Origin of the sequence: Cupriavidus sp. SIMBA_020 (genome assembly GCF_046535395.1) — a bacterium.
Classification (GTDB): Bacteria; Pseudomonadota; Gammaproteobacteria; order Burkholderiales; family Burkholderiaceae; genus Cupriavidus; species Cupriavidus campinensis.
On the sequence record NZ_JAWRWU010000005.1, the window covers coordinates 86657 to 112158 of the forward strand.

Sequence of the window (25502 nt, forward strand, 5' to 3'; positions counted from 1 at the left end):
TGCAGCTTACGGAGCGCGTGCCGCGCAAGCCATTCGCTGGTGGAGCAGGGGGAGTGACGGCAATCGGCCTAGGCGGGACCCGCCGGCATCGTCCGGAAGAACTATGCCGACGGGCGGGGTTGACGCGCGGGTGAAACCGGGGGAGGCGGAGGATCAGGCGGAAATCAGCAGGGCATGGCCGCGTTGCGGCGCGCGTAGCACCACCAGGTAATCGCGGCGCAGCTGATATAGAACAAGATGAACAGGTGGAGCGCGGCGTCCGGCGCGCCGGTCATCTCCAGCGCGGTGCCGAAGCTCTTGGGGATGAAGAAGCCGCCGTAGGCCCCGATGGCGCCGGAGAAGCCGAGCACGGCGGCGGATTCCCGGGCGGCGTCCTGCACGGCCACGCGCTGGGCGGGCGCGCCCGGGCCGGCGGCGCGCAGGCGTTCGGTCAGGAAGATCACCGGGATCATGCGGAACGTGGAGCCGTTGCCGATGCCGGTGAGCGCGAACAGCACGATGAACGCGCCAAGGAAGCCGCTGAAGCTGCCGCCCGTGCCGTTGTGCGGCAGCGCCGCCAGCACGGCCACCACGCCGCCGATCATGCCGAGGAAGCTCCACAGCGTGACCCGCGCGCCGCCGAGCTTGTCTGACAGCCAGCCGCCCACCGGGCGCGTCAGCGCGCCAACTCATCGGCTTCTCGGCCGGCCTGGCGCTGCTGACCAAGTCGCAGTTCCCGAACGTGAACCCCACGGCCTACGCCTTCCTGGGCCCGCTGGGTTGCCGGTGAAGTGGAAGCCGGCGCGGTCCAGGTTTACGGCCACAACGCTCCAGAGCATCCAGACCACGAAGGCCAGCATCAGCGCGGGAATGGAGATGTAGAGGTTGCGGTAGGCGATGCGCGCGCCCTGGTATTTCCAGAACGCCGGGTCTTCAGGTTCCCAGCGGGTCAGTACGGAGGTGCTCATGGCGTTGTCTCGCTGTAGTGCATCCACACCAGGCTCACGCAGACGGTGCCGTACATCAGCATGAAGCAGCTGCTGCGCACGCCGGTCAGGTCGGCCAGCGCGCCAAACAGGATCGGCAGGATGAAGCCGCCGAGCCCGCCGGCCAGCCCCACCACGCCGGAGACGGCGCCGATGTTCTGCGGGAAGTCATTGGCGATGAACTTGAATACCGACGCCTTGCCGATGGCGAAGGCGATGCCCACCGCGAACAGCAGCACCGTGAACAGCGTGGGCGACAGCCCAAGGTGGAACGCCAGCGGGCCGTTGGCGGTCTGGATCACGAGGTCGGTCTGCGGGTAGCTGAGCAGGAAGAAGCCCACCCAGCTCACCCACATCACCCACCAGGTAGTGCGATGGGCGCCGTAGCGGTCTGAAATCCAGCCGCCAATGGCGCGCAGCACGCCGCCAGGCAGGGAGAAGCACGCGGCCAGGAAGGCGGCGACGCGGATGTCGAAGCCGTATTCGCCGATGTAGTAGCGCGTCATCCACAGCGCCAGCCCCACGTAGCCGCCGAACACCACCGAGTAGTACTGCGAGTAGCGCCAGACCCGTGGGTCGCGCAGCATGGCCAGCTGGGCGCGCCAGCCGGCGCTGCTGGCAGCCACGCGGTGCGCCGGGTTGGTCGCCGAGAACATCCAGAACAGCAGGGCCGTGGCCAGCATCGCCACCGCGTAGACCTTCGGCACGATGGTCCAGGTGCCGGCGGCGGCGATCAGCGCCGGGGCGACGAACTTGGTCAGCGCGGCCCCGGAGTTGCCGGCGCCGAAGATGCCCATCGCCAGCCCCTGCCGATGGCGCGGAAACCAGCGCGCCACGTAGGGCGTGCCCACCGAGAACGAGCCGCCGGCCAGCCCGAGCAGCAGCCCGAGCGCCAGCAGTTGCCAGAGGGTGGTGGCGTAGGCGAGCAGCCAGATCGGCACCACGGTGGCCAGCATCAGCAGGAAGAAGACGATGCGGCCGCCGTAGCGGTCGGTCCAGATGCCCAGCGGCACGCGGATCAGCGAGCCGCTCAGCACCGGCATGGCGGCCAGCAGGCCGAATTCGGTGTCGTTCAGGCCAAGCTGCTGTTTGAGCGGAATGCCGAGCACGGCGAACACCATCCAGACGGCGAAGCAGATGGTGAACGCGAACGTGCTGGAGGCCAGCACGCCGTTGGCGCGGAGGGAGATCGCCGGCGCGTTGTGCAGGACGGCGGAGGAGGGGGGAGAGTTGGAGGAGGTGGGGGAGGTGGGGGAGGCCATCGAGAGGTCCTAATGGACAACAAGGGATGGCCCCCAGCGTAGGCACGGCTGCCTGCCATGCCTATTCGCCGGCCGGGGAGCGGGCGGGGCGGGTGGCCCCTGTCGAAGGAACTAGTCCGGTTGGGCGCGGACCGTCAGGCAAGACCGGGCGGGCGGATCAATAGGCTTCCGGCGCGAGCCCGGCGGATTGCCCGTCATCGCCGCGCCGCTCGGCCCGCACGGCCAGCAGCGCGATGCCCAGCGCGGCCAGCGGCGCCAGCGCCGCGATCCACGGCAGCGCAGTCAGGCCCGGGCCATGGTCGACCACCACGCCGCCGAGCCACGCGCCAATGCCGTTGCCGAGGTTGAACGCGGCGATATTGAAGCTCGACGCCAGGTTCTGCCCCGCGCCGTGGGCGTGGCGCAGCACGCGCAGTTGCAGCGGGGAGACCGTGGTGAACGCGGCCACGCCCAGCACGCCGACGAACGCCACCACGGCCACCGGCTGGTGGAGCGCCAGCGTCATTGCCGCCAGCACCACCGTCAGCGCCGCCAGCGACCCGAGCAGCGCGCCCGTGGGACGCCGGTCCGCCATGCGTCCGCCGAGGATATTGCCGATGATCATGCCGCCGCCAAACAGCAGCAGGATCGGCGATACCGCCGCCTCGCCATAGCCCGAGACCCGGGTCAGCAGCGGCTGCACGTAAGTAATCACCGCGAAGATGCCGACCGATTGCAGCACCGTCATCAGCAGGCCGAGCAGCACCTGCGGGCGGGCGATGGTGCGCAGTTCGTCAGCGAGGCGGGCCGGCGCGGTGTCGTCGCGGCTGCGCTGCACCAGCAGGGCGATCACTGCCAGCGAAGCCAGGCCGACGACGGTCATCGCCCAGAACGTGCTGCGCCAGCCGAAATGCAGGCCGAGCCAGGCGCCGGCGGGCATGCCGAGCAGCGTGGCCAGCGTGAGGCCGGAGAACATCACCGAGATGGCCGAGGCGCGGCGGTTGGCGGGCACCAGGCCGGTGGCCACCACGGCGCCTACGCCGAAGAAGGTACCGTGGGTGAGCGAGGTCACCACGCGCGCAATCATCAGCGTGGTGTAGTCGGGCGCCAGCGCGCAGGCGGCATTGCCGATGGTGTAGATCGCCATCAGTACCAGCAGCACAGCCTTGCGCGGCATGCGGCGGGTGAGCAGGGTGAGGATCGGCGCCCCGGCGAACACGCCGAGCGCGTAGCCGGAGACGAGCATGCCGGCGGCGGCAATCGTCACGCCAAGGTCCGCCGAGACCTGGAGCAGCAGTCCCATGATGACGAATTCGGCACATCCGATGCCGAACGAGCCGGCGGTCAAGGCATACAGCGCCACGGGCATCCGCGAGGACGGGCCGGGGGCGGGGGTGGGGGTGGAAGGGGAGGAAGGGAGGGGCGCGGCCATGGTGGGGAGTGGGGACAGTGGGGACGGATTTCGGAAGGCGCCAGTGTCGGCCTTTCGCAGCTTCTGAAAAACGGGCAAGATCCAGAATCAGTTTCAAGAAATTCTTGAGAATCGGATGGGATCATGGACCGGATTGGTGACATCGGCTTGTTTCTGCGCGTGCTGGATCTCGGCTCGATCAGCGCGGCGGCGCGCAGCCTCGACCTCTCGGTGGCCGTGGCCAGCCAGCGGCTGCAACGGCTGGAGCGCGACCTTGGCGTGCGCCTCTTGCATCGCACGACCCGGCGGCTGCACGCCACCCCGGAGGGCGCGGTGCTGGCTGAGCAGGGCCGCGTGCTGGTGGAGGACCTGGAGGCGCTCTCCGGCTCGCTGCGGCAGGCGGGTGCCGGCGTGACCGGGGTGCTGCGCGTCACCACCTCGGCCTCGTTCGGGCGGCAATATCTGTCGCCGCTGCTGCCGGCGTTCCTGCGCGCCCATCCCGGCGTGCGCCTCAGCATCAGCCTGACCGACCATGTGCTCGATCTGGTCAGCAGCGGCTTCGACCTCGCCATCCGCATTGGCGCGCTGGCGGATTCCACGCTGGTGGCGCGCAAGCTGGCGGACAACCAGCGCCTGCTGTGCGCCTCGCCCGACTACCTCGCGCAGCATGGCTGGCCGCAGACGCCGCAGGACCTCGCCCATCATCAATGCCTGATCCTGGTGGGCAGCCAGGGGCGGTCCGATGTCTGGCGGCTGGGCGATGGGGCCGGCGGCGAGGTGGCCGTGCGCGTGCAGGGCCGGGTGGAGGCCAATACGGGGGAGTTGCTGGCCGATGCGGCGCTCGCCGGGTTTGGCATCGCCATGCATTCGGTCTGGCATGTCAGCGCGGACCTGCGGGCCGGCCGGCTGGTGCCGGTGCTGCCCGACTACCCTCTGGCGGACAGCGGCATCTACGCGGTGATGCCGCAGCGCCGGCTGGTGCCGCCGCGCGTGCGGGCCTTTGTGGATTTCCTCGCCGAACAGTGGGGCGAAGCCCCGCCCGGGGGAGCCGGCTGGGTCGATGGCACGCCCGCCGGGTGATGGTCACGAGACAAACTGCTTAAATTTTGAGCAGTCCGGTGGGGTAACGCACAGACGCGGCCCCGGGGGCGCGACGCCACAGGATATCCACAGAATCTGTGGATATCCTCAACGTGGCCCAGGCAACGCCCAAAGATGGTCGCCTACGGCTATGCTGTGCCACCATCCTCGGTCAACTGTCAGCTTCGTGCTTCCTATGCGCAAGATCCGGCTTGTTGCGGCAAGGGTTTTCCCGATTTTCCTCGTGCTCATGGCCGGCGCCGGCCTGTCCGGCTGCGTGGCGCAGTACCGCGTGCCCTCGGACGCGCCCTATGCCAGCGTGCGGCTGCTGACCAACACCGACGAGAACACCACCTTCAGCGTGGTGGACCCGGCCAGGTGTCCGACCCCGGCCCGGCCGCTGGTACTGGCGGGCATGGGCAAGCAACTCGCCGCGATGGGGCGCGACCGGGGGCTGGGCATGGCCGGGGGCTCCCCCGAGCCGCCTGCGCAGACGCGCGAGCGCAAGGTGGCAGTCGGCAAACGGGTGTTTGTCGCGGTGACGTCAATGGCGGCGCCGCCTGCCGACGCCGTGCGCTGCGCGGCCGGGGTGTCATTCATTCCGCAGTCGGGCGCGCAATATGAAATCCGCTATACGCGCGATGAAGCGGCGAGCCAATGCGCGGCGCGCGTGCTGCGCCTGCTGCCGCGGCCCGATGGCGGGGCCAATCTGGTGCAGGAAGCCAGCCAGCAGGGTTTCCGGGCGTTGCGAAAGGAGTTGGTTTGCGACGCGCCGGGCGTTGAGCCGGCGCGCGCAGGGCAATAAGCGCGAGTGCTTATCGGGTGAGACGGTGGGCCGGACTCAGCCTGATCGGACTCAGGCCTGTTCGAACTCAGGCCTGTTCGATCAGGAAGCGCTCGGGGCGCTTGCCCAGCCATGCCGGGGCACGGCCACGGCCAGACCAGGTCTTGCCGGTTTTCGGGTCCAGGTATTTCGGGGGCAGCGCCGCAGTCTTGCGTGCCGCGCCGGCACCGCTGCCAGCGGGACGACCACGACGGCGCTTCGGCGCAATATCGTCGACCGTGAGGTCGTAATCGGCCATCAATTGGCGAATCTGCGCTACCACGCCCGAGACTTCATTGGCGCGTACTTCGCTGAGTTTGGCTTCCAGTGCTTCTTTTTCAGCCAGCAGTTGCTTGTAAGTCGGCATTTTGGATCCCCGTTCAGATTGTTGTTCGCGGCATGTTACAGGACATTGCTTGCGATTTGTCGTTCAAGTCGTCCCAAAAATATTACAAAAGATAAACGGATTTTCCTAATAAAAAACGTTTGTTCCAGATGTGGGATCTGAATCGGACTACGCAAGTGTGCATTTTCGTATTTGACTGATTTCAATGCCGGCGCATTTCGGAGAATCCCTAGCAATGTCGAAATCGCGGAACGAGAATTGCCGCGCGTGACAGGCGCCGCGCAGGATTGGCGGCACTGATATTTTTGGCGACTTGGCAGAAAAAAACCCCCGGAGGGAAAGACTCCGGGGGTTGCGAATTCCACTGGTTACCCAGGGTGGTACCGCACACATCGTTGGCCGACGGGGGTCGGACATTTCTTAGATTGCCCAGCCTCCGGCATAGAAGGCGGCCAGCGCCACGGCAATGGCCACCGTGCCGATATTGAGCTTGCGCCATTCACCGGAGACGAGTCGGCCAATCACCAGCGTGCAGAAACCGAGCATGATGCCGGTGACGATATTGCAGGTCAGCACGATAAAGACCGCGCAAACCAGACCGGCCATGGCGTCGACCAGATCGTCCATATGCAGGCGGCTCACGCTCGACAGCATCAGCAGGCCCACGTACATCAGCGCGGGTGCCGTGGCGTACGACGGCACCAGCCCGGCCAGTGGCGAGAAGAACATCACGGCCAGGAACAGCACGCCGACGGTGACCGCCGCGAGCCCGGTGCGCGCGCCGGCGGCCACGCCCACGGTGGACTCGATATAGGCCGCCGCCGGGGCGCCGCCGAACATCGCCGAGAAGATCGAGCTGACCGAGTCGGCGGTCAGGGCCCGGCCGCCGTTATGGATGCGGCCGGTGGCGTCGAGCTGGTTGGCCTGCCCGGCCACGGCGCGGATGGTGCCGGTGGCGTCGAACACGGCGGTCATCACCAGCGCCAGCACGCTGGGCAGCACGGCGGCGGACAGCGCGCCCCGGATGTCCATGGCACCGATCAGCGAGGCATGGCCGGGGGCCGAGAGGCTCGGCAGGGCGAACACGCCGGTGTACTTCACGGCCGGGTCGAAGGCCAGGCCCAGCGCCGAGATGGCGATGATCACCAGCAGGATGCCGCCCGGCACGCGGCGGCGCTCCAGGCCGAAGATCGCCGCCAGCCCGAGCACCGACATCACCACCGGGAAGGCGGTGATGTGGCCCAGTTGCACGGGCAGGCCGGCGCCGGGGTTCTTGACCACCAGGCCGACCTCGTTCGAGGCAATCAGCAATAGGAAAAGTCCGATACCGATTCCCGCGCCATGGGCCACGCCGGCCGGCAGGTTGCGCAAGATCCAGGATCGCACGCCGGTGACCGAGATCGCCGTGAAGACCACGCCCATCAGGAACACGGCGCCGAGCGCCACCTCGGGCGAGAGCTTCTGCCCGAGTACCAGGCCGAAGGCCATGAAGGCGGTGAGCGAGATGGCGCAGCCAATGGCGATGGGCAGCCGGGCCCAGAGCCCCATCAGCAGCGAGCCGAACGCCGTGGTCAGGCACACGGCCACGAACACCGCGCTGGTGTCGAAGCCGGCCTTGCCGAGCATGCCCGGCACCACGAACACGGCATAGACCATCGCCATGAAAGTGGTGGTACCGGCCACCACCTCGCGGCGCTGCGTGCTGCCGCGCGCGCTGATCTGGAAGTACTCGTCGATTTTTCCCGCGCTGCCGGTGCGCGTGCCCTGCGCGTGCGCTGCGTCATCCACGTCCGTGACGGACGGATACGGCTGTTCGATCATGATGGTCTGCCTCCTTGCAGGGGCGCCGCGCCGGTCCGCGTACGGGTCCGGCGTCAGCTTGTCTCACGTGGTTCTGGGTGCGAGGGCGGAGGTCCCGGTGGCATCGGTGCGCGGGGTGCGGGCGTCTCTTTCCTCGGTGTCCGGCCCGGGGGGGCCGGTGGCCGGTCGGCTGCCTCTGGCGGGCAGGATCCGGCGAGGCTCAACGGTAGGGGAGGGCTGCGCCGCTTTCATCATCGGGGCGCGATGCGGAACATGCGGGGCGCCGAATATCCACGGGTTTGCGGTGCTTCCGGAGGCTCAGGGATTTCCCTCGGTGGGCGGCCGGACGGGGTTTCCGGCCATGCGACCGGCCCCGCAAGGTAGGTTCCGGTCACATGGCCGGGGCCTGCCGCGGGAAAGCTGGCCGGATCGCTAAAGGTCCCGGCGGCGGCGCCGATAGACCTTTGGCAACACCTGTCCATTTACCCATAAGTCACCCCGGCCACCCCAGCCAGCAGCGGAGCAAGCACGATGACCAGCGCGATGAGAGACATTGACGAGCGCACGAACCTGACCAACAACAATCAGTTCGAACTGCTGTTGTTCCGACTTGGCGACGCGGCGAACAGCGGGCAATCCGAACTGTTCGGCATCAACGTGTTCAAGGTCCGCGAAATCCTGGTGATGCCCTCCGTGACCACCGTGGTGGGCGCCGAGCCGTCCATCCTCGGCATGGCCGACATCCGTGGCCAGGTGATTCCCGTGATCGACCTGCCGCGCCTGCTGGAGTGCCAGCCGAAATCCGGCCTGAACATCATGCTGGTGACCGAGTACGCGCGCTCCACGCAGGGCTTTGCCGTGGAAGCCGTGGAAGAAATCGTGCGCCTGGACTGGAGCCAGGTGATCTCGGCCGAGACCAGCGTCAAGGGCGGGCTGGTGACCAGCATCGCCAAGCTCGATGCCGGCGGCGAGAACCCGCGCCTGGTGCAGGTGCTCGATGTGGAGCAGATCCTGCGCGATGTGCTGCCCACCCGCCAGCCGGACGTGGACCCGGCCACCGTGGGCCCGGCGCTGAACCTGCGCCCCGGCACCAAGGTGCTGGCCGCCGATGACTCGGCGCTGGCGCGCGGCCTGATCGAGAACGGCCTGAAGGCGATGGGCGTGCAGGTGGTGATGACCAAGACGGGCCAGGAGGCGTGGGAGATGCTGGGCAGCATCGCCGACCTCGCCGCCACCCAGGGCAAGACCATCCGCGACGAGATCGCGCTGGTGCTGACCGACCTGGAAATGCCCGAGATGGACGGCTTCACGCTCACGCGCAAGATCAAGGGCGACGCGCGGCTCAAGTCCCTGCCCGTGGTCATCCACTCCTCGCTCTCCGGCGAGGCCAGCGAGGAGCACGTGCGCAAGGTTGGCGCCGATGCCTATGTGTCGAAATTCCTGGCGAAGGATCTTGCGGACACCATCCGTGGCGTGATGGCGCGCCATCCGTAAACGCATCTTTTCCCCTCGCCCGCAGACGGGAGAGGGGAGCACAGCATCCCTGTCCGAAACCAGTTGCATAAAAATCGGGCAGTCCAGCTCTTTCCAATGCTGGCGCGGGTTTGCGGGTCGCGGGGTGGGAGATTATCCACTGGAACTGTGGATAGCTCCCGTTCGCATTTGGCCCCCCGCCGACCCCGCTTCCCTGGGCTTCCCGATGTTTACTTCGGCTGCGCCACCGTACGCAGGTACGGCTTCAGCGTCTTGAAGCCCTGTGGATATTTCTTCTTCGCATCGTCGTCCGAGACCGAGGTCGGGATGATCACGTCCTCGCCCGGTTTCCAGTTGACGGGCGTGGCCACGGTGTGCTTTGCGTTGAGCTGGAGCGAGTCCAGCAGGCGCAGCACCTCGTCGAAGTTGCGGCCCGCGCTCATCGGATAGACCAGCATGGCCTTGACCTTCTTGTCCGGGCCGATCATGAACACCGAGCGGATCGTGGCGTTGTCCACGGCGGTGCGCTTGCCGCCGCTGGCCTCGGGGTGAATCATGTCGTACAGCTTGGCCACGTGCAGGTCCGCGTCGCCGATCATCGGATAGTTGACCGCGCTGCCCTGGGTCTCCTCGATGTCCTTGGCCCAGCGCTGGTGGTCGTCCACGGGGTCGATGGACAGGCCGATGATCTTGGTATTGCGCTTGTCGAACTCCGGCTTGAGCTTGGCCATGTAGCCCAGCTCGGTCGTGCAGACCGGGGTGAAGTCCTTCGGATGCGAGAACAGGATCGCCCAGCTGTCACCCATCCATTCGTGAAAGCGAATCTTGCCTTCGGTGGTATCGGCGGTGAAGTCGGGCGCTTCCTCGCCTAGTCGAATTGCCATGTCGCACTCCTTGTCTCTGTCAGGGCCAGGTGGATGATTGGGCTGCCGGCGTCGCCGGGGAACTCCAGTATAGGAATTGCGCAGTGAAAAAACTCCCCCGCTGCGTGTCGTTCGCGCGTCACATTCAGGGTGGGCGGAGGAACGGCTGGGGCTACGCCGGCCGTTCCAGGTCCGCGATCACCGCGCGCAGGAAGCGCGCCGCCTCGCCGCCCGTGACCACGCGGTGGTCGAAGGTCAGGGACAGCGGCATCACGCGATGCACGGCGGGCTGGCCGCCGGCCGCCACCACTTCGTCACGTATACGCCCGGCGCCGAGGATGGCAACCGTGGGCGGCACGATGATGGGCGCCGCGTAGCGCCCCGCGATCATGCCGAAGTTGGATAGCGTGATGGTGTTGCCGCGCATCTCCTCCGGGGCGATGGTGCGCGCGACGATGTCCGCGCGCATGCGGTCCAGCCCGGCGCGCAGGTCGGCGGCGTCGCGCTTGCCAACGTTGCGCAGCACCGGCACGAACAGGCCCTCGGGCAGGTCCGCGGCGATGCCCACGTCGATCCGCTCCAGCACATGGCGCCGGCCGCTCTGGCCCTCGTACCACGCGTTGAGCCCCGGCTCGGCATGCACGCCGGCCACCAGCGCCCGCACGAGGCGGATCGTGATGTCGTTGCCCGGCCCCGCATCCTGCTGCCAGGCGTGCAGGTCGGCATCGTCCATGACCGTGGCCGCCGCCACCTCGCTCTGCGCCCGGGCCATGTTCTGGGCCATCGCCCGGCGCACGCCGCGCACCACTTCGGCCGGGCCGAGATCGGCCAGCGTGGTGGCCACGCGCTGCACGTCCGTGGCCGTGATCAGGCCGTCATGGCCGGAGGGCGTGACCATGGCGAGGTCTACCGACAGCTTGCGCGCCAGCGCCCGCACCGCCGGCGTGGCCTTGATGCCGTGCGCGCCACCCGGCCCGAGCGGCGCCACCGGGGCTGCCGCCTCCGCCAGCACCTGCGTGCCGACCTTGACCGCGCCCACCACGGTGCCGGCATCGTCCTGGGCGCTGCCGGCGCCCTCGAAGCCCACCAGCGGTGCGCCAAGATGGACGATATCGCCCGGCTGCGCGAACAGCCTGGCCACCTGGCCGCTGAATGGCGATGGAATCTCGACGATGGCCTTGGCGGTCTCCACGGACAGCAGTGGCTCGTCCGCCGCCACGCTGTCCCCGGGCTTGACGTGCCACGCCACGATCTCCGCTTCCTGCAATCCCTCGCCCAGATCGGGCAGCTTGAAGGTCCGCATGAACGTCTCCTAGGCCGCCAGCGCGCGCCGCGCGGCATCGACAATCCGCGCCACGGAGGGCAGGTAGCTGTGCTCCAGCCGGGCCAGCGGCACCACGGTGTCGTAGCCGGTCACGCGCTGCACCGGCGCGCTGAGCGAATAGAGACCGGCATCGGCCAGATTGGCCGCAATCTCCGCGCCGAGCCCCGCCGTGCGCGGCGCCTCGTGCACGATCACGCAGCGGCCGCTCCGCGCCACGGATTCGAGGATGGTGTCCATGTCGAGCGGCTTCAGCGTCGCCACGTCGATCACGGCGGCACTGATGCCTTCGTCGGCCAGTTGGTCGGCGGCGGCCAGCGTCTCCTGCAGCATCGCGCCCCAGCTCACCAGCGTAAGGTCGGCGCCGTCGCGCAGCGTGAAGCAGGCGTCGAGCGGCAGCGCCTCGCCATCGTCGGGCACTTCCTGCCGGAACAGCCGGTAGAGCCGCGTCGGCTCCAAAAAGATCACCGGGTCCGGGTCGCGGATGGCCGCCAGCAACAGCCCGTAGGCGCGCGCGGGTGAAGACGGCATGACCACGCGGATGCCGGGCATGTGCGCGAACATCGCCTCCGGGCTCTCGGAGTGATGCTCGGGCGCGTGGATGCCGGCCCCGCTGGGCGCGCGCACCACCATCGGACAGCCCAGCCGGCCGCGCGTGCGGTGGCGCATGTGGCCGGCGTGGTTGAGGATGTTGTCGATGGCCGGGTAGATGAAGCCCGCGAACTGGATCTCGGCCACCGGCTTGAGCCCCATCGCCGCCATGCCGATGGCCGCGCCGACGATGCCGCCTTCGGCCAGCGGGGTGTCGATCACGCGCGCCTCGCCAAAGCGGGCTTGCAGGCCCACCGTGGCACGGAACACGCCGCCGTTGACGCCGATGTCCTCGCCTAGCAGCACCACGTCCGGGTCGTGCGCCAGCGCGTGGGCCAGCGCCAGGTTCACCGCTTCCACCAGATGCAGTTCAGCCATGGTGGGCTCCTGGCTGGTTGGCTTGCCCCACCTCGTATTGGCGCGCCATGTCGCGCTGGGCTTCCAGCGCGGCGGGCAGGGTGGCGTAGAGGCAGTCGAACATCGCGCCGGTGTCTGGCGGCGGCAGGGCCAGGTAGGCGTCCACGGCGGCGGCCACGGCCTGCTGGCATTCGCGGATCAGCGCCTCCTCCCGGCCCGCGTCCCAGGCGCCCTGCGCGGCGAGATAGTCGCGCAGCCGCGCGATGGGCTCCTGCGCCCAGGCGGCCTTGACCGCCGCGTCGTCGCGGTAGCGCGAGGCATCGTCGGCCGTGGTGTGATCGCCCAGCCGGTAGGTCACTGCCTCGATCAGCGTGGGGCCGCCGCCGGCCCGGGCGCGCGCGATCGCCTCGCCCACGCGGTGCCGCACTGCGATCACGTCGTTGCCATCGACCTGCTCGCCGGGAATGCCGGCGGCAATGGCCTTCTGGGCAAGCGTCTGCGCGGCGGTCTGCTTGCTGCGCGGCATCGAGATTGCCCACTGGTTGTTGTTGACGACGATGACCAGCGGCACGTGCCAGGCGCCGGCCATGTTCATGCCTTCGTAGAAATCGCCCTTGGAGGTGCCGCCGTCCCCGACGATGGTCACCGCCACGCGGGGCTGCCCACGCAGCTGGAACGCATAGGCCACGCCGGCGCCGTGGCCCACCTGGGTGCCGATCGGCACGCAGTTGCCAAAGTCATGCGGCGCCGCCGCAAAGCCGCTGCCGCGCTCGTCGCCGCCCCAGTACAGCAGGCTCTCGGTCATGGTGACGCCCCGCACAAACTGCGCGGCGTGGTCGCGGTAGGACGGCACCAGCACGTCGTCCGGCAGCATGGCGGAGGCCACCCCGACCCCAATGGCCTCCTGCCCAAGCGCGGACGCAAAGGTGCCGATCTGCCCCGTGCGCTGCATGGCGATGGCCTTGAGATCGAACTGGCGGGTCAGCACCATGGCGCGATACAGCGGCAGCAGCGCGGCCGGGTCGCGGGCGAAGGGGGGAAGGTCTGGGCTGGCGGTGCCCTGGGCGGAAAGGTAGCGGGTGAAGCCGATCTCGAAGCGCGCAACAGTGTCCATGTGGATGTCCCCGTGTTGGAACCCTGTCAGGTTCGCGGTGCCCTGTGCGGCGCAGCATCTTGTGGACGCTGCTGCCTTCGAGTGTAGGGCACGGATGCGGGGAGCGGGCGTGCGCTGCCGCACGGGGCGGCCGGGGGGAGAAAACCGGGGGCCTTACACTGGCTTCCAGACCGGCGAGGCCGCTACGGTCACTTTCCTCGGCAGGATGGACTGCGCGGCGAAGGCGTCGGCAATGCGCTGCTGTTCCTCGAGCGAGGCGGCGTCCACGGCCTGCACCTGGTAGGTACGGCGCAGGTTGGCGGCCTCCACGGTGGCCGGGTCGAGCCCGATCAGCGGCGCATGCCACGCCGCCGCCGGACCCGGGTTGCGCTTGATCCAGTCGCCTGCGCGGCGCAGCGCGTCATACACCACGGCCAGCACGTCCGGCCGGCGCTTGGCGTACGGCGTGGCGGCCAGATAGAAGCGCCGGTAGCTGGCCAGCTTCGTCCCATCACGCAGGATGCGCGCATTGGCCTGGCGCTGCACCGCTGCGAGGAACGGGTCCCAGATCACCCAGGCCGCCACGCTGCCGCGCTCGAAGGCCGCGCGGGCATCGGCGGGTGTCAGGTAGGCCGGCTCGATATCGCGCACGGACAGCCCCGCTTCGGCGAGCGCCTCCACCAGCAGGTAGTGCGCCCCCGCGCCCTTGGCAAACGCCACGCGCTGGCCCTTGAGCTGGGCGACGGTGCGGATCGGCGAGTCCTGCCGCACCACGATGGCCTGCGCCGTGGGCGAGGGCGTCTCGATGGCGTAGTAGGTCAGCTGCGCGCCGGCGGCCAGCGCGAAGGGCGGCACCGCGTCCGCCACATCGGCAGTGAGGTCGAGGTTGTTGACGTTGAGCGATTCCAGCAGCGGCAGCCCCGAGGTGAACTCGTGCCACTGCACGCTCACCTTCAGCGGGGCGAGGGCTTTCTCCAGTGTCTCGCGCGACTTGAGCCAGATCATCAGCGTGGAGGACTTCTGGTAGCCGATGCGCAGCGTTTCGGGGCCCTCGGCGACATTGGCCGCGTGCGACAGGGGCGACAGCAGCGGGAGCGCGGCGCTCCCCAGGCCGGCCAGGACCAGGCGGCGGCGGGTGGGGCCGCGGGTGGCGTCAGATTCGTGCGACATGGCGGATTTCCTTCGTTCGGGTGGGTGTCTAGCCCGCCAGCCTAGCCGCCAACGCCCGCGCGGCGAACGAAGTTTCCCGCCTTTGCTTATGCGGATCGGCGCCATATGCGGCGACCGCATAACCGCGCGCGATTTGATTCGTTGTTCCGATATCGCCCGCTCTTTACAGTGCATCGCTTGTACACGGTTCCCCCGGTCCCCCCAGACGCCCAGAAGCGCATTGCCATGACGACTGCCACCCTCCAGGATTTCGAGATCCGCCCGTTCGACGCCGCGCTTGGTGCGGAAGTGATCGGGCTCGATCTGAACCAGCCGCTGTCCGCGGCGGACTTCCAGCGCCTCCATCGCGCCCATCTGGACCACCACGTGGTGGTCTTCCGCGACCAGCGCATCACGCCCGCGCAGCAAATCGACTTCAGCCGCCGCTTTGGCCCGCTGCAGATCCACGTGCTGCACCAGTTCCAGCTGCCCGGCCATCCCGAGATCCTGATCGTCTCGAACGTGGTGGAAGACGGCAAGCCGATCGGGCTGGGCGATGCCGGCCACTTCTGGCACTCCGACCTCTCTTATAAGGAGAAGCCCAGCCTCGGCTCGCTGCTGCACGCGCGGGAGCTGCCCGAGGAGGGCGGCGACACGCTGTTCGCCAATATGCACACCGCCTGGGACGCGCTGCCCGCCGACCTGCAACGCCAGGTGGAGGGCCTGCAGGCCGAGCACACCTACCTGGCGCGCTACGCCGAGCTGCAGGCGCGCAGCCCTTGGCGACCCAACCTGTCGCCCGAGCAGATCGCCCAGGTGAAGCCGGTGCTCCAGCCCGTGGTGCGCACGCATCCGGAGACGGGCCGCAAGGCGCTGTTCGTCAGCGAGCACTTCACCACGCGCATCGCCGGCCTGCCGGAGGACGAAAGCCGCGCGCTGCTGGACGAGCTGTTCGCCCATAGCGTGAAGCCCGCGCACGTCTACCGCCACCCGTGGCAGCCGAACGACCTCGTGTTCTGGGACAACCGCTCGCTGCTGCATCTGGCCGCCGGTACGCCCGACCACCTGCGCCGCGTGATGTACCGCACCACCATCGAAGGCGATACGCCGTTCTGAGCACGAAACCGAGCCAACCACATCCATCCGGAGCCCCTACATGTCCCTGTCATTCCTTTCGACCACCCTGAAACGCCGCGCCGCCGCCGCCATGCTGACCGTGCTGATTGGGCAGTGCGCCAGCCTCGCCCTGACCGGCGTGGCGCACGCCGAGGGCCGCCTGCGCATTGCCGAGCAGTTCGGCGTGGTCTACCTGCTGCTGAACGTGGCGCGTGACCAGCAACTGATCGAGAAGCACGGCAAGCAGCAGGGCGTGGACGTCAAGGTGGAATGGACCCAGCTCTCGGGCGGCGCCGCTGTCAACGACGCGCTGCTCTCGGGCGCCATCGACATCGCCGGCGCCGGCGTGGGCCCGCTGCTGACGCTGTGGGACCGCACGCATGGCCGGCAGAACGTGCGCGGCGTGGCCTCGCTCGGCAACTTCCCGTACTACCTCGTCAGCAACAATCCCAAGGTGAAGTCGATTGCCGATTTCTCCGACAAGGACCGCATCGCGCTACCGGCTGTCACGGTGTCAGTGCAGTCGCGCGTGCTGCAACTGGCGGCCGCCAGGCAGTGGGGCGACAAGGAGTTCAACCGGCTCGACAAATGGACCGTGGCCGTGCCCCACCCGGACGCGGCGGCGGCCATCATCGCCGGCGGCACCGAGATCACCGGCCACTTCGGCAACCCGCCGTTCCAGGAGCAGGAGCTGGCCGGCAACCCCAACGCGCGCATCGTGCTCAGCTCGTACGACGTGCTGGGCGGGCCGAGTTCCGCCACCGTGCTCTACGCCACCGAGAAGTTCCGCAACGAGAACCCCAAGACCTACCGCGCCTTTGTCGATGCGCTGGCCGAGGCTGCGCAGTTCGCCACCGCCAACCCGGAGGCCGCCGCCGACCTCTATATCCGCGTGAACAAGGCCAGGATCGACCGCGCGCTGCTGGTCAGGATCCTGCGCAACCCGCAGGTGCAGTTCAAGATCACGCCGCAGAACACCTTCGCGCTGGCCGAGTTCATGCACCGCGTGGGGGCGATCAAGAACCAGCCGAAGTCCTGGCAGGACTACTTCTTCCAGGACCCGGCCACGGCCCAGGGGAGCTGAAATGTCTGAACCGCTGCACGCTGGCGCGCATCTGCGCGTGATTCCGGGCCGGCCCTCGCTGTCCTCGCCGCTGTTGCAGGTGGACGGCGTCTCGCTCGAATACCGCACCGACGCGCGCGTGGTGCGCGCCACGCACCGCGTGAGCTTCAACGTGCACGGCGGCGACCGCTTCGTGCTGCTGGGCCCGTCCGGCTGCGGCAAGTCCACGCTGCTCAAGGCCGTGGCCGGCTTCGTGCCGCCGGCCGAGGGCGAGATCCGCCTGGAAGGGCGGCGCGTGGCGGCGCCGGGGCCGGACCGCATCGTCGTGTTCCAGGAATTCGACCAGCTGCCGCCGTGGCAGACGGTGAAGCAGAACGTGATGTTCCCGCTGCGGCGCTCGCGCGGCATGGGCGCCGCCGAGGCTGCCGAGGTGGCGCTGCACTTCCTGAACAAGGTGGGGCTGGCGCAGTTTGCCGATGCCTATCCGCACACGCTCTCCGGCGGCATGAAACAGCGCGTGGCGATTGCCCGCGCGCTGGCGATGCGGCCCAAGGTGCTGCTGATGGACGAGCCCTTCGCCGCGCTGGACGCGCTGACCCGGCGCCGCATGCAGGAGGAACTGCTCGAACTGTGGCACGACGCCGCCTTCACGCTGCTGTTCGTGACCCATTCGATCGAGGAAGCGCTGGTGGTCGGCAACCGCATCCTGCTGCTGTCCCCGCACCCGGGGCGCGTACGTGCTGAACTCAACAGCCACCAGTTCAGCCTGGCCAGCCAGGGCAGCGCCGATTTCCAGGCCGCCGCGCAGCGCATCCACCAGATGCTGTTCGATCAGCCAGCGGAGACCGCCAGCGCGCGGGGCAGGGCGCACGCGTAGGGTCCCAGCGAACCAGGCCCAGCGAACTTTTTCGACCGATCATGACCACCCTCGACACCCCCATCCGCCCTGAATACGAACTGGCGCTCGAGCCGTTCACCGCCGTGCCGCTGTCGCGGCCGCTGCCCTTTCATCGCCGCCTCTGGCAGCAGGGCTGGGTGCGCAAGGCGGTGATCCTGCTGGCGCTGGCGGTGCTCTGGGAAATCCTCGCCCGCATCCAGGACAACGACCTGCTGCTGCCTACCTTCCTGGCCACGGCACGGGCGTTTGCCGAAGGCATCGCCAATGGCGAGTTGCCGGGCAAGGCGGCGGTGTCGCTGTCGGTGCTGGTGCAGGGCTACGCGGCGGGCATTGCGCTGGCCTTCATGCTGACCACGCTGGCCGTTTCCACCCGGCTCGGGCGGGACCTGCTGGACACGCTGACCGCCATGTTCAACCCGCTGCCGGCCATCGCGCTGCTGCCGCTGGCGCTGCTCTGGTTCGGCCTGGGCAGCAAGAGCCTGATCTTCGTGCTGATCCACTCGGTGCTGTGGCCGCTGGCGCTGAACACCTACGCGGGCTTTCGCGGCGTGCCCGAGACGCTGCGCATGGCCGGGCGTAACTACGGGCTGCGCGGCCTGCGCTACGTGGTGCTGATCCTGCTGCCGGCGGCGCTGCCGGCCGTGCTGTCCGGGCTCAAGATCGGCTGGGCCTTTGCCTGGCGCACGCTGATTGCGGCGGAACTGGTGTTCGGCGCGTCGTCGGGCAAGGGCGGGCTGGGCTGGTACATCTTCCAGAACCGCAACGAGCTGTACACGGACCGCGTGTTCGCGGGCCTCGCCACGGTGATCCTGATCGGGCTGGCGGTGGAGGGGCTGGTCTTCACCACGCTGGAACGCGTGACGGTGCGGCGCTGGGGCATGCAGCACTGAGGAAGGGGCGGGTTGCCCGGTGGGCAGGGGCGGAGTAAGGTACGTGGTCTCGTCCGGAGCCCCCATGACCGCCATCCACAATGCCGCCGCCCAGGGCTTTTCCGCCCAGGCCGATACCTACGCCCGTGGGCGTCCCGAATATCCCGCCGAACTGACGCACTGGCTGCGCGACACCCTGGGGCTCGCCCCGGGCAGGTCGGTGGTCGACCTCGGCGCCGGCACCGGCAAGTTCACCCGCCTGTTGGCCGCCACCGGCGCCAGCGTGGTGGCCGTGGAGCCGGTGGCCGAGATGCGCGCCCAGCTGGCCGCCAAGCTGCCAGACGCCACCGTGCTGGCCGGCACCGCCGAAGCCATCCCGCTGCCCGACGCCAGCGTGGACGCTGTGGTCTGCGCGCAGGCTTTCCACTGGTTCGCCAACCCCGCCGCCATGGCCGAGATCCGCCGCGTGCTGCGTCCCGGCGGCAAGCTCGGGCTGGTGTGGAACGTGCGCGATGAATCGGTCGACTGGGTGGCCCGGCTCACGGCCATCATGACCCCGTTCGAAGCCGATGCACCGCGCTACTACCGGGGCGACTGGAAGCGGGTCTTTCCCGCCGAGGGCTTCGGGCCGCTGCGCCTGACGGAATTCCCCTACACCCACACCGGCGCGCCCGAGCAGGTCATCGTGGACCGCGTGATGTCGGTCAGCTTCATCGCCTCGCTGCCCCCGGCGCAGCAGGGCGCGGTGCGCGCCCAGCTGCACGAGGTCATCGCCACCGCCCCGGCGCTGCGTGGCCAGGCGGTGGTGGCGTTCCCCTACACCACGGCCGCCTATTGCTGCGAACGGGGCTGAGAGGCCCGGCTCGGTCGGATTGACAAGCCACGGGCCGTTCTATACGGTGGACGCCCATTCCAACCGGCCGCCCGCCGTCCCGCCATGCCACGTAAAGCCGCCCAACTCTCCGAAGCCGACAAGCATGGTGCCGCAGGCGGCGCCGTGGCCGTGGACCGGGCGCTGTTCGTGCTCTCGGTGTTCCGGGAAGGGGACACCGCGCTGGGCCTGGCCGAACTGGCGCACCGCAGCGGTCTATATAAGAGCACGCTGCTGCGGCTGCTGGCCTCGCTGGAGCATGCCCGGCTGGTGCAGCGGCAGGCCGATGGCCGCTATGGGCTCGGCCCGGAAGTCGCCCGGCTCAACGCGGTCTACGCGGCGTCTTTCTCGCTGGAGCAGGTGGTGATGCCCGCGCTGCGCGAGCTGGTGCGCGACACGCGGGAGTCCGCCGCCTTCCACGTGGAGCAGGGCGAGCACCGCCTGTGCCTCTATCGCGTGGATTCCCCCCAGCCCGTGCGCGACCACATCCGCGCCGGCGATCTCCTGCCGCGCAACCGTGGCGCCGGTGGCCGCGTGCTGCGGGCGTTCTCGGGCGCACGGGGCGAGATCTACCAGCGCATCCGCGAGGAAGGGGTGATTGCGATGGTGGGCGACCGCAGCCCGGACATCGCCGGGGTCTCCGCGCCGGTGTTTGGCCCGGCCGGCGAACTGAAGGGCGCGCTGACGCTGACCTGCCCGACCCCGCGCTTCTCCGAAGCCTTCCGCGACCAGGTGCTCGCCGCTGCGCGCCAGCTTACGGCGGCGCTCGGCGGCACCTTCCCGGAAGTCCAGCCGGCGCCTGCCACCCCGGTGGTTCCCGCAGGGCAGAACGACCTATCTGACGAAGACTGATCCGCACGGATTTCCGTAGTAATTTCAAAACGTTGCGTGCGCGCTAACCCGGCTTAACGGGGGTGCCGCCGCAAGCCATGCACGGGCTATGATGCGCCTCTCCGGTCGCAATTCCCGTTATCAGCGGGCATCCTGCGGCCAGGATCAGGGTAAACCGCAATAACGGCAGCCGCCCCCGGTAGCTTTAGAGGATGTTGAATCCGTGCACCTGGCCCAGCAGACCATTCTGGTCGTCATGATGGTGGTGTTCTCCAGCACGCTGGTGATGGCGGCGGGGCTGGTGCTTGCGCTGCGCGCCAACGAGGCCGGGCGGCTCTGGGCGAGCGGCCATGTCATCGCCTCCGGCGCCGGGCTGGTCGTGGCGGCCAGCGTGGGCGCCGGGTCGCTCCATCTCGGCGCGCTTGGCGCGGGGGCCTATATTGTCGGCCGGCTGGCCATCTATCGCGGCGTGCGGGTCTATTACGGCCTGCCCGATCGCGCCAACCTGCTGCGCGCCACCGGCGCCGTGGTGATGGTCCTGATGGTGCTGATGAGCGGGCTGGCGGACGGCCCGATGCTGATCCACGCCATCGGCTACGGCGTGCTGGCCATGACCTCGTTCACCACCCTCATCACCCTGCTGCGCAGCGCGCGCGGCCGTACCAGCATCGGCGGGCCGCTGGTGCTGGCCTCCCATCTGGTGCTGCTGGGCTCCCAGGTGGCGGCGCTGGGGCAGGCGGGCTCGTTCCATAGCCAGGCGATGGTGCCGTTCTTCGCCCAGACCGCCTCGTCGGTCTGGCCGCTCGCGCCGCTGGTGGCGGTGCTGCTGGGCCTGTTCGGCTTCAGCCTGATGGCGATGGAGCAGATCATCGCCCGCAACGAGAGCGGGGCGCGGGTCGATGCACTGACCGGCCTGCTGAACCGTGGCGCGCTGGACATGACCGCCATGGGACTGGTGGCGCGCTGGCAGCGCGAGCGCGAGGCGCTGTCCTGCCTCGTCATCGACGTGGACCACTTCAAGCAGGTCAACGACACCCACGGCCACCACGCCGGCGACAACGTGCTGCGCGAGATTGCCGCCGCGCTGGACAACTCGCGCCGCGCCTCGGACATCGCCGCACGCTACGGTGGCGAGGAGTTCTGCATCCTCTGCCCGCACACGGACGAACACCAGGCCACGGCGCTGGCCAACCGCATCCTGCGCAAGGTGCGCGCGATCGAGTTGCCGGGGCGGGGCGGGCACGCCAGCGTCAGCATCGGCGTGGCGCAGCTGCATGGCGGCGCCACGAGCCGCGAGTCGCTGTGGCGCAACCTGTTTTCCGAAGCCGACCGCGCGCTCTACATGGCCAAGCAGCGGGGCCGCGACCAGTTCGTGCTGGGGTCGAGCATGGTGATCGACGAGAAACCGGAAGCGCGGGACGACGCGCAGGACGAAGCGCAGGACGGCGCGCCAGCCCCGATGGACTGCGCCACCGCCGCCTAGGCCGGCCTACCCCAGCGCCCCCCCGAAGCGATACCGCTTGCCCGGGTGCCACAGCACCACCAGCGAAGCCACCGCGTCACGCGAGAACGTGCGCCGGCGCAGCACCAGCGCCGGTTCTGCCTCGCCAATGGCCAGCATCTCCGCCACCTCGGCCGTGGGTAGCTGCGCCTCGATCTGGTACTCGGCGCGCTGTAGCGGCGCCACCCGCATCAGGTGCTCGTTGGGCGTGACCGCGCCAAAGTCGATTTCCATATAGCCGGGCGCCAGCGCCGGATTGACCCAGCGGTCTTCCACCTGGATCGGCGCGTCGTTCTCGTAGTGCAGGATCACCGAATGGAACAGCATGCTGCGCTCGGCCACGCCGAACTGCGTGGCCAGCATCCGCGTGGCGCGCTGGCGCTCCAGCCGGAACAGCGCACTGCGGTGGCGGTGGCCGCGCGCGCGGATCTCCTCGGCAATGCTGCGGATCTCTACCACGGTGGCCTGGTAGCGCTGCGGCGCCACGAAGGTGCCGGCGCCCTTGCGCCGCACCAGCACCTGCTCCGCCTCCAGCTCGTTGAGCGCGCGGTTCACGGTCATGCGCGAGACGCCGAACTGGGCGGCGAGCCGCAGTTCGGGCGGGATGGCGTCCCCCTCGCCCCAGGTGCCGGCCTCGATTTCCCCCTGCACATAGTCCTTGATGCGCTGGAAGGCGGGCGTCGGCGTGGCCGACGAGGGGGTCGATGACATGCAGGCTCCTGGCTCTCTGTAATGGTGCGCGCGGTCCGCTTCGGTGAAATGCGGCGCCGGCCACCCCTGGCGATGCCCGCGCATTGTGCCGCATCGCACCAACGGTGTGCCACAGCGGGGCGCAACGCGGGGATTGCGCCGCTTATGCGGAAACCGCTTTTCGATCTGCAAAAAGTTGTCTATACAGTATCAGACAGGATCGATAAGATCAGTCTATACAAGCTGCTGCCGAAGACAAGCCGGAAGCGCTGTCACGGCGACGGTATCGAGATCGCAAAGCACGGGGAGCCCGCAGTGAATCGTCATCTTTTCAGGCTGGCAGCGGCATGGCTGCTGCCGGTAGCGCTGTCATGGGCCACGGCCGCCAGCGCACAGCCAGACACCCATTCGACCTATCCCGCCAAGCCGGTGCGGATCATCGTGCCATTCGCCGCCGGCGGCGTGGCGGACGCGCTGCCGCGCCTCATCGGCCAGAAGCTGGGCGAGCAATGGGGCAAATCCATCGTGGTGGACAACAAGCCCGGCGCTGCCGGCAATATCGGCATGGAGGCCGTGGCCCGCGCCGCGCCGGACGGCTACACGCTGGGGCTGGCCCCAGCCGGCAACCTGACCGTGAATCCCATCCTGTTCCCGAAACTCGGCTATGAGACGCGCGACTTCGTGCCGGTGACCATGCTCGCGGCGTCGCCAAACGTGCTGGTGGTGAATCCGGCCGTCCAGGCCCGCTCGCTGAAGGAGCTGGTCAGCTACGCCAGGGCCCATCCGGGCGAACTCAATTTCTCCTCGCCGGGCAACGGCAGCGGCGCGCATCTGGCGGGCGAGCTGCTGAACCTGGAGGCCGGCATCAAGACGGTTCACGTGCCCTACAACGGCATGGCGCCCGCGCTCAACGACGTGCTGGGCGGGCAGGTGCAGATGATGTTCGGGGGCATTTCCACGGTGTTGCAGCACATCCGCACCGGCAAGCTGGTGCCGCTGGCCGTGGCCAGCCCGCGCCGCCTGCCACAGCTGCCGAACGTGCCAACCGTGGCGGAATCGGGCTATCCGGGCTTCGACGTGACCTCCTGGTACGGGCTGGTGGCACCGAAGGGCACGCCGGACGCCATCGTCCAGAAATGGCAGGCCGGCGTGGCCACCGTGCTGCGCCAGCCCGACGTGCGCGAAAAACTCGACGCGCTGGGCCTGGAGCCGGTGGGCAACAGCGCGCAGGCGTTCGGCGGCACCATCGCCGCCGAGACGCTCAAGTGGCGCGCCATCGTGCACCGCGCCAACATTCCCCCGATGCAGTAAGGAGACCACCGTGAAAGAGCTGTACCTGACCTACCTGAACGGGCCGGACGTGGCCGCACTGGCGCTGACCGATGCCGAGATCCTGGCGGCGGTGGAAGGCGCGCTGGCCGCGCAGGGCCGCCGCGAGACCGTGATCGAGCCGCGCGTGCACCTGGTGCCGGAGTCGTCGGACAAGGGCCATTTCAACGTGCTGCGCGGCTTTATCAAGCCGCTGCACGTGGCCGGGGTGAAGGTGGTTTCGGACTATGTCGATAACTACAAGCAGGGCCTGCCCTCGGAAATGGCGCTGCTGAACCTGTTCGACCCGGACAACGGCGTGCCGCTGGCCGTGATCGACGCCACGGCCATCACCGACATGCGCACCGGCGCCGTGACGGCGCTCGGCGCCCGGCATCTGGCGCGCAAGGGCAGCAAGATCCTCGGCCACGTGGGCGCGCGCGGGACTTCGTACTGGAACGTGCGGTTGCTCGATTCGATCTTCGATTTCGACGAAATCCGCGTGCATTCGCGCCGGCCCGAGAGCCGCGACGCCTTTGCCACGCGGCTGACGCGCGACCTCGGCAAGCCGGTGATCGTGACCGACGACTGGGAGTCCTGCGTGCGCGGGGCGGACATCATCGTGGAAGCCTCCCGCCTGCCGGCGCCCACGCCGATGCTGCTGACAGAATGGATCAAGCCCGGCGCGCTGGTGATTCCGTACGGCACGATGAGCGCGGTGGAACTGTCCCTGACCGACATCATGAGCAAGATGGTGGTGGACGACTGGGGCCAGTGCCGCAAGGGGCTGCCGTTCGGCGCGCTGCGCCAGCACGTGGACAGCGGGCGGCTGAACGAGGAAAACCTCCACGCCGAGCTGGGCCAGATCGTGGCCGGGCTGAAGCCGGGCCGCGAGCGTGACGACGAGACCATCCTGTTCTGGCACCGCGGGCTGTCCACCACGGACATCGCCCTCGGCCACGCCATGCTGACCAAGGCGCGGGCGCTGGGGCTCGGCCAGACGCTGCGGTTTGCCTGAGATGGCGCACGGCGTTGCCTCGACGCGCATGTACAACGCCACGCCGGCAGTGGCCGAGGCATGGCAGCGGCTGTTCGCGCAGGTCTTTGCGGATCTCGACTGGCCGGTGCGCGTGATTCCGCACGCCTGGCCGGCCTCCCTGAAGGCGCTGTGGCAGCGGCGCGACCTCGTGTGCGGCTTCATGTGCGGGCTGCCGTTCGCCGAGCACGTGGCGCCCGTGGTGCCGCTGGCGGCGCCGGTGCCGGCGGTGGCGGCCTACGCCGGGCTGCCGCGCTATCGGAGCGAACTGCTGGTGCGGCGCGAATGCGGCTGGCGCAGCCTGCCCGATACCTTCGGGCAGCGCTTTGGCTGGATGGTGCCGCATTCGCAGTCGGGCTATCAGGCGGCGCGGCTGCTGCTGGCCCAGCATGCGGGGGAGGCGGGCCGGGCGCTGTACGCGGCCTCGGTCGGCCCGCTGGACACGCCGCCGCGTGTGCTGGAGGCGCTGCAGGGTCGGCAGATCGACGTGACCGCCCTCGACAGCTATTTCCTCGAACTCGTACGAAAGCATGAGCCGGCGTGGCTGGCCGGGGTGGACACCATCGCCGTCACGCCGTGGACGCCGATCCCGCTACTGGTGGCCGCCGAGACCCTGCCGGCGCCGGACCGGGAGCGGCTCGTGGACAAGCTGTGCAGCCTGCACGAGGACGCCCGCTACGTGGCCCTGCTTGAGGCGGTGGTGGTGCAGCGCTTCGTCGTGCCAGACGTGCCGGCGTACGACAGCCTGCCGCTGGCGGCGGCAGGGGAGACGCACTATCCGGAGATCCGCTGAGGCGGCTTCCTGG

24 protein-coding genes and 1 pseudogene are annotated in these 25502 nt (G+C 68.9%); 13 read left to right on the forward strand and 12 right to left on the reverse strand.

Annotated features, from left to right (window positions below; genetic code table 11):
• Positions 1 to 164 precede the first annotated feature (164 nt).
• The 4 genes and pseudogenes from SB751_RS11825 to SB751_RS11840 all read right to left on the reverse strand — a co-directional run.
• Positions 165 to 665: pseudogene (locus SB751_RS11825) on the reverse strand (nitrate/nitrite transporter); the annotation flags it as partial.
• A gap of 3 nt (positions 666 to 668) precedes the next feature.
• Complete coding sequence (locus tag SB751_RS11830) at positions 669 to 947, reverse strand: hypothetical protein (RefSeq protein ID WP_410748074.1); 279 nt, start codon at positions 945 to 947, stop codon at positions 669 to 671.
• Positions 944 to 2227, reverse strand: coding sequence for an MFS transporter (locus SB751_RS11835; RefSeq protein ID WP_410748075.1), 1284 nt, complete (start codon positions 2225 to 2227; stop codon positions 944 to 946). Before SB751_RS11835 ends, SB751_RS11830 begins: the two co-directional genes overlap by 4 nt.
• Before the next feature lie 157 nt (positions 2228 to 2384).
• Positions 2385 to 3575 carry an MFS transporter gene (locus SB751_RS11840; RefSeq protein ID WP_244844752.1) on the reverse strand — a complete coding sequence of 397 codons (1191 nt, stop codon included), beginning with the start codon at positions 3573 to 3575 and terminating at the stop codon, positions 2385 to 2387.
• A gap of 186 nt (positions 3576 to 3761) precedes the next feature.
• On the opposite strand from SB751_RS11840, the gene SB751_RS11845 reads away from it, so the two are divergent.
• The gene (locus SB751_RS11845) at positions 3762 to 4697 is read left to right on the forward strand and encodes a LysR family transcriptional regulator (protein ID WP_144196892.1); all 936 of its coding nucleotides are present in this window, start codon (positions 3762 to 3764) and stop codon (positions 4695 to 4697) included.
• Positions 4698 to 4947: 250 nt separating this feature from the next.
• Positions 4948 to 5502: a hypothetical protein gene (locus SB751_RS11850; RefSeq protein ID WP_313816434.1), complete on the forward strand. Its 555-nt coding sequence runs from the start codon at positions 4948 to 4950 to the stop codon at positions 5500 to 5502.
• Between the two features lie 67 nt (positions 5503 to 5569).
• Here the strand turns inward: SB751_RS11850 and SB751_RS11855 are convergent, their stop codons facing one another.
• Together SB751_RS11855 and SB751_RS11860 are read right to left on the reverse strand one after the other, a co-directional pair.
• Positions 5570 to 5887, reverse strand: coding sequence for an H-NS histone family protein (locus tag SB751_RS11855; RefSeq protein ID WP_144196893.1), 318 nt, complete (start codon positions 5885 to 5887; stop codon positions 5570 to 5572).
• A 399-nt stretch (positions 5888 to 6286) separates the two neighbouring features.
• Positions 6287 to 7687, reverse strand: coding sequence for an NCS2 family permease (locus SB751_RS11860; protein ID WP_144196894.1), 1401 nt, complete (start codon positions 7685 to 7687; stop codon positions 6287 to 6289).
• Between the two features lie 510 nt (positions 7688 to 8197).
• Between SB751_RS11860 and SB751_RS11865 the strand changes: the two genes are divergently transcribed.
• Positions 8198 to 9160 carry a chemotaxis protein gene (locus tag SB751_RS11865; RefSeq protein WP_144196895.1) on the forward strand — a complete coding sequence of 321 codons (963 nt, stop codon included), beginning with the start codon at positions 8198 to 8200 and terminating at the stop codon, positions 9158 to 9160.
• Between the two features lie 209 nt (positions 9161 to 9369).
• On the opposite strand, the gene SB751_RS11870 is transcribed toward SB751_RS11865, so the two are convergent.
• The 5 genes from SB751_RS11870 to SB751_RS11890 form a co-directional block, all read right to left on the reverse strand.
• On the reverse strand, positions 9370 to 10023 hold the full coding sequence (locus SB751_RS11870) for a peroxiredoxin (RefSeq protein WP_144196896.1): 654 nt from the start codon (positions 10021 to 10023) through the stop codon (positions 9370 to 9372).
• Between the two features lie 151 nt (positions 10024 to 10174).
• On the reverse strand, positions 10175 to 11305 hold the full coding sequence (locus tag SB751_RS11875) for a dihydrolipoamide acetyltransferase family protein (RefSeq protein WP_144196897.1): 1131 nt from the start codon (positions 11303 to 11305) through the stop codon (positions 10175 to 10177).
• 9 nt (positions 11306 to 11314) lie between these two features.
• Positions 11315 to 12292 (reverse strand): alpha-ketoacid dehydrogenase subunit beta, encoded by a 978-nt coding sequence (locus tag SB751_RS11880; RefSeq protein WP_144196898.1) that lies wholly within the window; start codon positions 12290 to 12292, stop codon positions 11315 to 11317.
• Complete coding sequence (gene pdhA, locus SB751_RS11885; RefSeq protein ID WP_144196899.1) at positions 12285 to 13385, reverse strand: pyruvate dehydrogenase (acetyl-transferring) E1 component subunit alpha; 1101 nt, start codon at positions 13383 to 13385, stop codon at positions 12285 to 12287. The genes SB751_RS11880 and pdhA overlap by 8 nt, the downstream gene beginning before the upstream one ends.
• A gap of 153 nt (positions 13386 to 13538) precedes the next feature.
• Positions 13539 to 14534: an aliphatic sulfonate ABC transporter substrate-binding protein gene (locus SB751_RS11890; protein ID WP_144196900.1), complete on the reverse strand. Its 996-nt coding sequence runs from the start codon at positions 14532 to 14534 to the stop codon at positions 13539 to 13541.
• Positions 14535 to 14759: 225 nt separating this feature from the next.
• Between SB751_RS11890 and SB751_RS11895 the strand changes: the two genes are divergently transcribed.
• From SB751_RS11895 to SB751_RS11925, 7 genes are all read left to right on the forward strand, one after another.
• On the forward strand, positions 14760 to 15629 hold the full coding sequence (locus SB751_RS11895) for a TauD/TfdA dioxygenase family protein (protein ID WP_410748076.1): 870 nt from the start codon (positions 14760 to 14762) through the stop codon (positions 15627 to 15629).
• Between the two features lie 40 nt (positions 15630 to 15669).
• Entirely contained in the window at positions 15670 to 16713 is a 1044-nt protein-coding gene (locus SB751_RS11900) for an ABC transporter substrate-binding protein (protein WP_186296801.1), read from the forward strand.
• A gap of 1 nt (position 16714) precedes the next feature.
• Positions 16715 to 17569: an ABC transporter ATP-binding protein gene (locus tag SB751_RS11905; RefSeq protein ID WP_144196902.1), complete on the forward strand. Its 855-nt coding sequence runs from the start codon at positions 16715 to 16717 to the stop codon at positions 17567 to 17569.
• Between the two features lie 41 nt (positions 17570 to 17610).
• Positions 17611 to 18480: an ABC transporter permease gene (locus SB751_RS11910; RefSeq protein ID WP_211943294.1), complete on the forward strand. Its 870-nt coding sequence runs from the start codon at positions 17611 to 17613 to the stop codon at positions 18478 to 18480.
• 64 nt (positions 18481 to 18544) lie between these two features.
• Positions 18545 to 19312 (forward strand): class I SAM-dependent methyltransferase, encoded by a 768-nt coding sequence (locus SB751_RS11915; protein WP_410748077.1) that lies wholly within the window; start codon positions 18545 to 18547, stop codon positions 19310 to 19312.
• A gap of 84 nt (positions 19313 to 19396) precedes the next feature.
• Positions 19397 to 20182: an IclR family transcriptional regulator gene (locus SB751_RS11920; RefSeq protein WP_144196905.1), complete on the forward strand. Its 786-nt coding sequence runs from the start codon at positions 19397 to 19399 to the stop codon at positions 20180 to 20182.
• Positions 20183 to 20384: 202 nt separating this feature from the next.
• A complete protein-coding gene (locus SB751_RS11925) occupies positions 20385 to 21644 on the forward strand; it encodes a sensor domain-containing diguanylate cyclase (protein ID WP_144196906.1) in 1260 nt (419 codons plus the stop codon).
• Between the two features lie 6 nt (positions 21645 to 21650).
• Here the strand turns inward: SB751_RS11925 and hutC are convergent, their stop codons facing one another.
• Entirely contained in the window at positions 21651 to 22373 is a 723-nt protein-coding gene (gene hutC, locus SB751_RS11930) for a histidine utilization repressor (protein WP_144196907.1), read from the reverse strand.
• Between the two features lie 294 nt (positions 22374 to 22667).
• Here hutC and SB751_RS11935 point away from each other — a divergent pair, with 294 nt between their 5' ends.
• From SB751_RS11935 to SB751_RS11945, 3 genes are read left to right on the forward strand one after another with little or no spacing between them, the layout of a single operon-like run.
• Complete coding sequence (locus SB751_RS11935; protein WP_244844750.1) at positions 22668 to 23663, forward strand: Bug family tripartite tricarboxylate transporter substrate binding protein; 996 nt, start codon at positions 22668 to 22670, stop codon at positions 23661 to 23663.
• Positions 23664 to 23673: 10 nt separating this feature from the next.
• A complete protein-coding gene (locus SB751_RS11940) occupies positions 23674 to 24678 on the forward strand; it encodes an ornithine cyclodeaminase family protein (RefSeq protein ID WP_144196908.1) in 1005 nt (334 codons plus the stop codon).
• Between the two features lies 1 nt (position 24679).
• The gene (locus SB751_RS11945) at positions 24680 to 25489 is read left to right on the forward strand and encodes a phosphate/phosphite/phosphonate ABC transporter substrate-binding protein (RefSeq protein ID WP_144196909.1); all 810 of its coding nucleotides are present in this window, start codon (positions 24680 to 24682) and stop codon (positions 25487 to 25489) included.
• The last annotated feature ends 13 nt before the right edge of the window (positions 25490 to 25502 follow it).

Coding starts and splice junctions, on each gene's coding strand:
- SB751_RS11830 (WP_410748074.1), bottom strand. CDS start 947: ATGAGCACCTCCGTACTGACCCGCTGGGAACCTGAAGACCCGGCGTTC.
- SB751_RS11835 (WP_410748075.1), bottom strand. CDS start 2,227: ATGGCCTCCCCCACCTCCCCCACCTCCTCCAACTCTCCCCCCTCCTCC.
- SB751_RS11840 (WP_244844752.1), bottom strand. CDS start 3,575: ATGCCCGTGGCGCTGTATGCCTTGACCGCCGGCTCGTTCGGCATCGGA.
- SB751_RS11845 (WP_144196892.1), top strand. CDS start 3,762: ATGGACCGGATTGGTGACATCGGCTTGTTTCTGCGCGTGCTGGATCTC.
- SB751_RS11850 (WP_313816434.1), top strand. CDS start 4,948: ATGGCCGGCGCCGGCCTGTCCGGCTGCGTGGCGCAGTACCGCGTGCCC.
- SB751_RS11855 (WP_144196893.1), bottom strand. CDS start 5,887: ATGCCGACTTACAAGCAACTGCTGGCTGAAAAAGAAGCACTGGAAGCC.
- SB751_RS11860 (WP_144196894.1), bottom strand. CDS start 7,687: ATGATCGAACAGCCGTATCCGTCCGTCACGGACGTGGATGACGCAGCG.
- SB751_RS11865 (WP_144196895.1), top strand. CDS start 8,198: ATGACCAGCGCGATGAGAGACATTGACGAGCGCACGAACCTGACCAAC.
- SB751_RS11870 (WP_144196896.1), bottom strand. CDS start 10,023: ATGGCAATTCGACTAGGCGAGGAAGCGCCCGACTTCACCGCCGATACC.
- SB751_RS11875 (WP_144196897.1), bottom strand. CDS start 11,305: ATGCGGACCTTCAAGCTGCCCGATCTGGGCGAGGGATTGCAGGAAGCG.
- SB751_RS11880 (WP_144196898.1), bottom strand. CDS start 12,292: ATGGCTGAACTGCATCTGGTGGAAGCGGTGAACCTGGCGCTGGCCCAC.
- pdhA (WP_144196899.1), bottom strand. CDS start 13,385: ATGGACACTGTTGCGCGCTTCGAGATCGGCTTCACCCGCTACCTTTCC.
- SB751_RS11890 (WP_144196900.1), bottom strand. CDS start 14,534: ATGTCGCACGAATCTGACGCCACCCGCGGCCCCACCCGCCGCCGCCTG.
- SB751_RS11895 (WP_410748076.1), top strand. CDS start 14,760: ATGACGACTGCCACCCTCCAGGATTTCGAGATCCGCCCGTTCGACGCC.
- SB751_RS11900 (WP_186296801.1), top strand. CDS start 15,670: ATGTCCCTGTCATTCCTTTCGACCACCCTGAAACGCCGCGCCGCCGCC.
- SB751_RS11905 (WP_144196902.1), top strand. CDS start 16,715: ATGTCTGAACCGCTGCACGCTGGCGCGCATCTGCGCGTGATTCCGGGC.
- SB751_RS11910 (WP_211943294.1), top strand. CDS start 17,611: ATGACCACCCTCGACACCCCCATCCGCCCTGAATACGAACTGGCGCTC.
- SB751_RS11915 (WP_410748077.1), top strand. CDS start 18,545: ATGACCGCCATCCACAATGCCGCCGCCCAGGGCTTTTCCGCCCAGGCC.
- SB751_RS11920 (WP_144196905.1), top strand. CDS start 19,397: ATGCCACGTAAAGCCGCCCAACTCTCCGAAGCCGACAAGCATGGTGCC.
- hutC (WP_144196907.1), bottom strand. CDS start 22,373: ATGTCATCGACCCCCTCGTCGGCCACGCCGACGCCCGCCTTCCAGCGC.
- SB751_RS11945 (WP_144196909.1), top strand. CDS start 24,680: ATGGCGCACGGCGTTGCCTCGACGCGCATGTACAACGCCACGCCGGCA.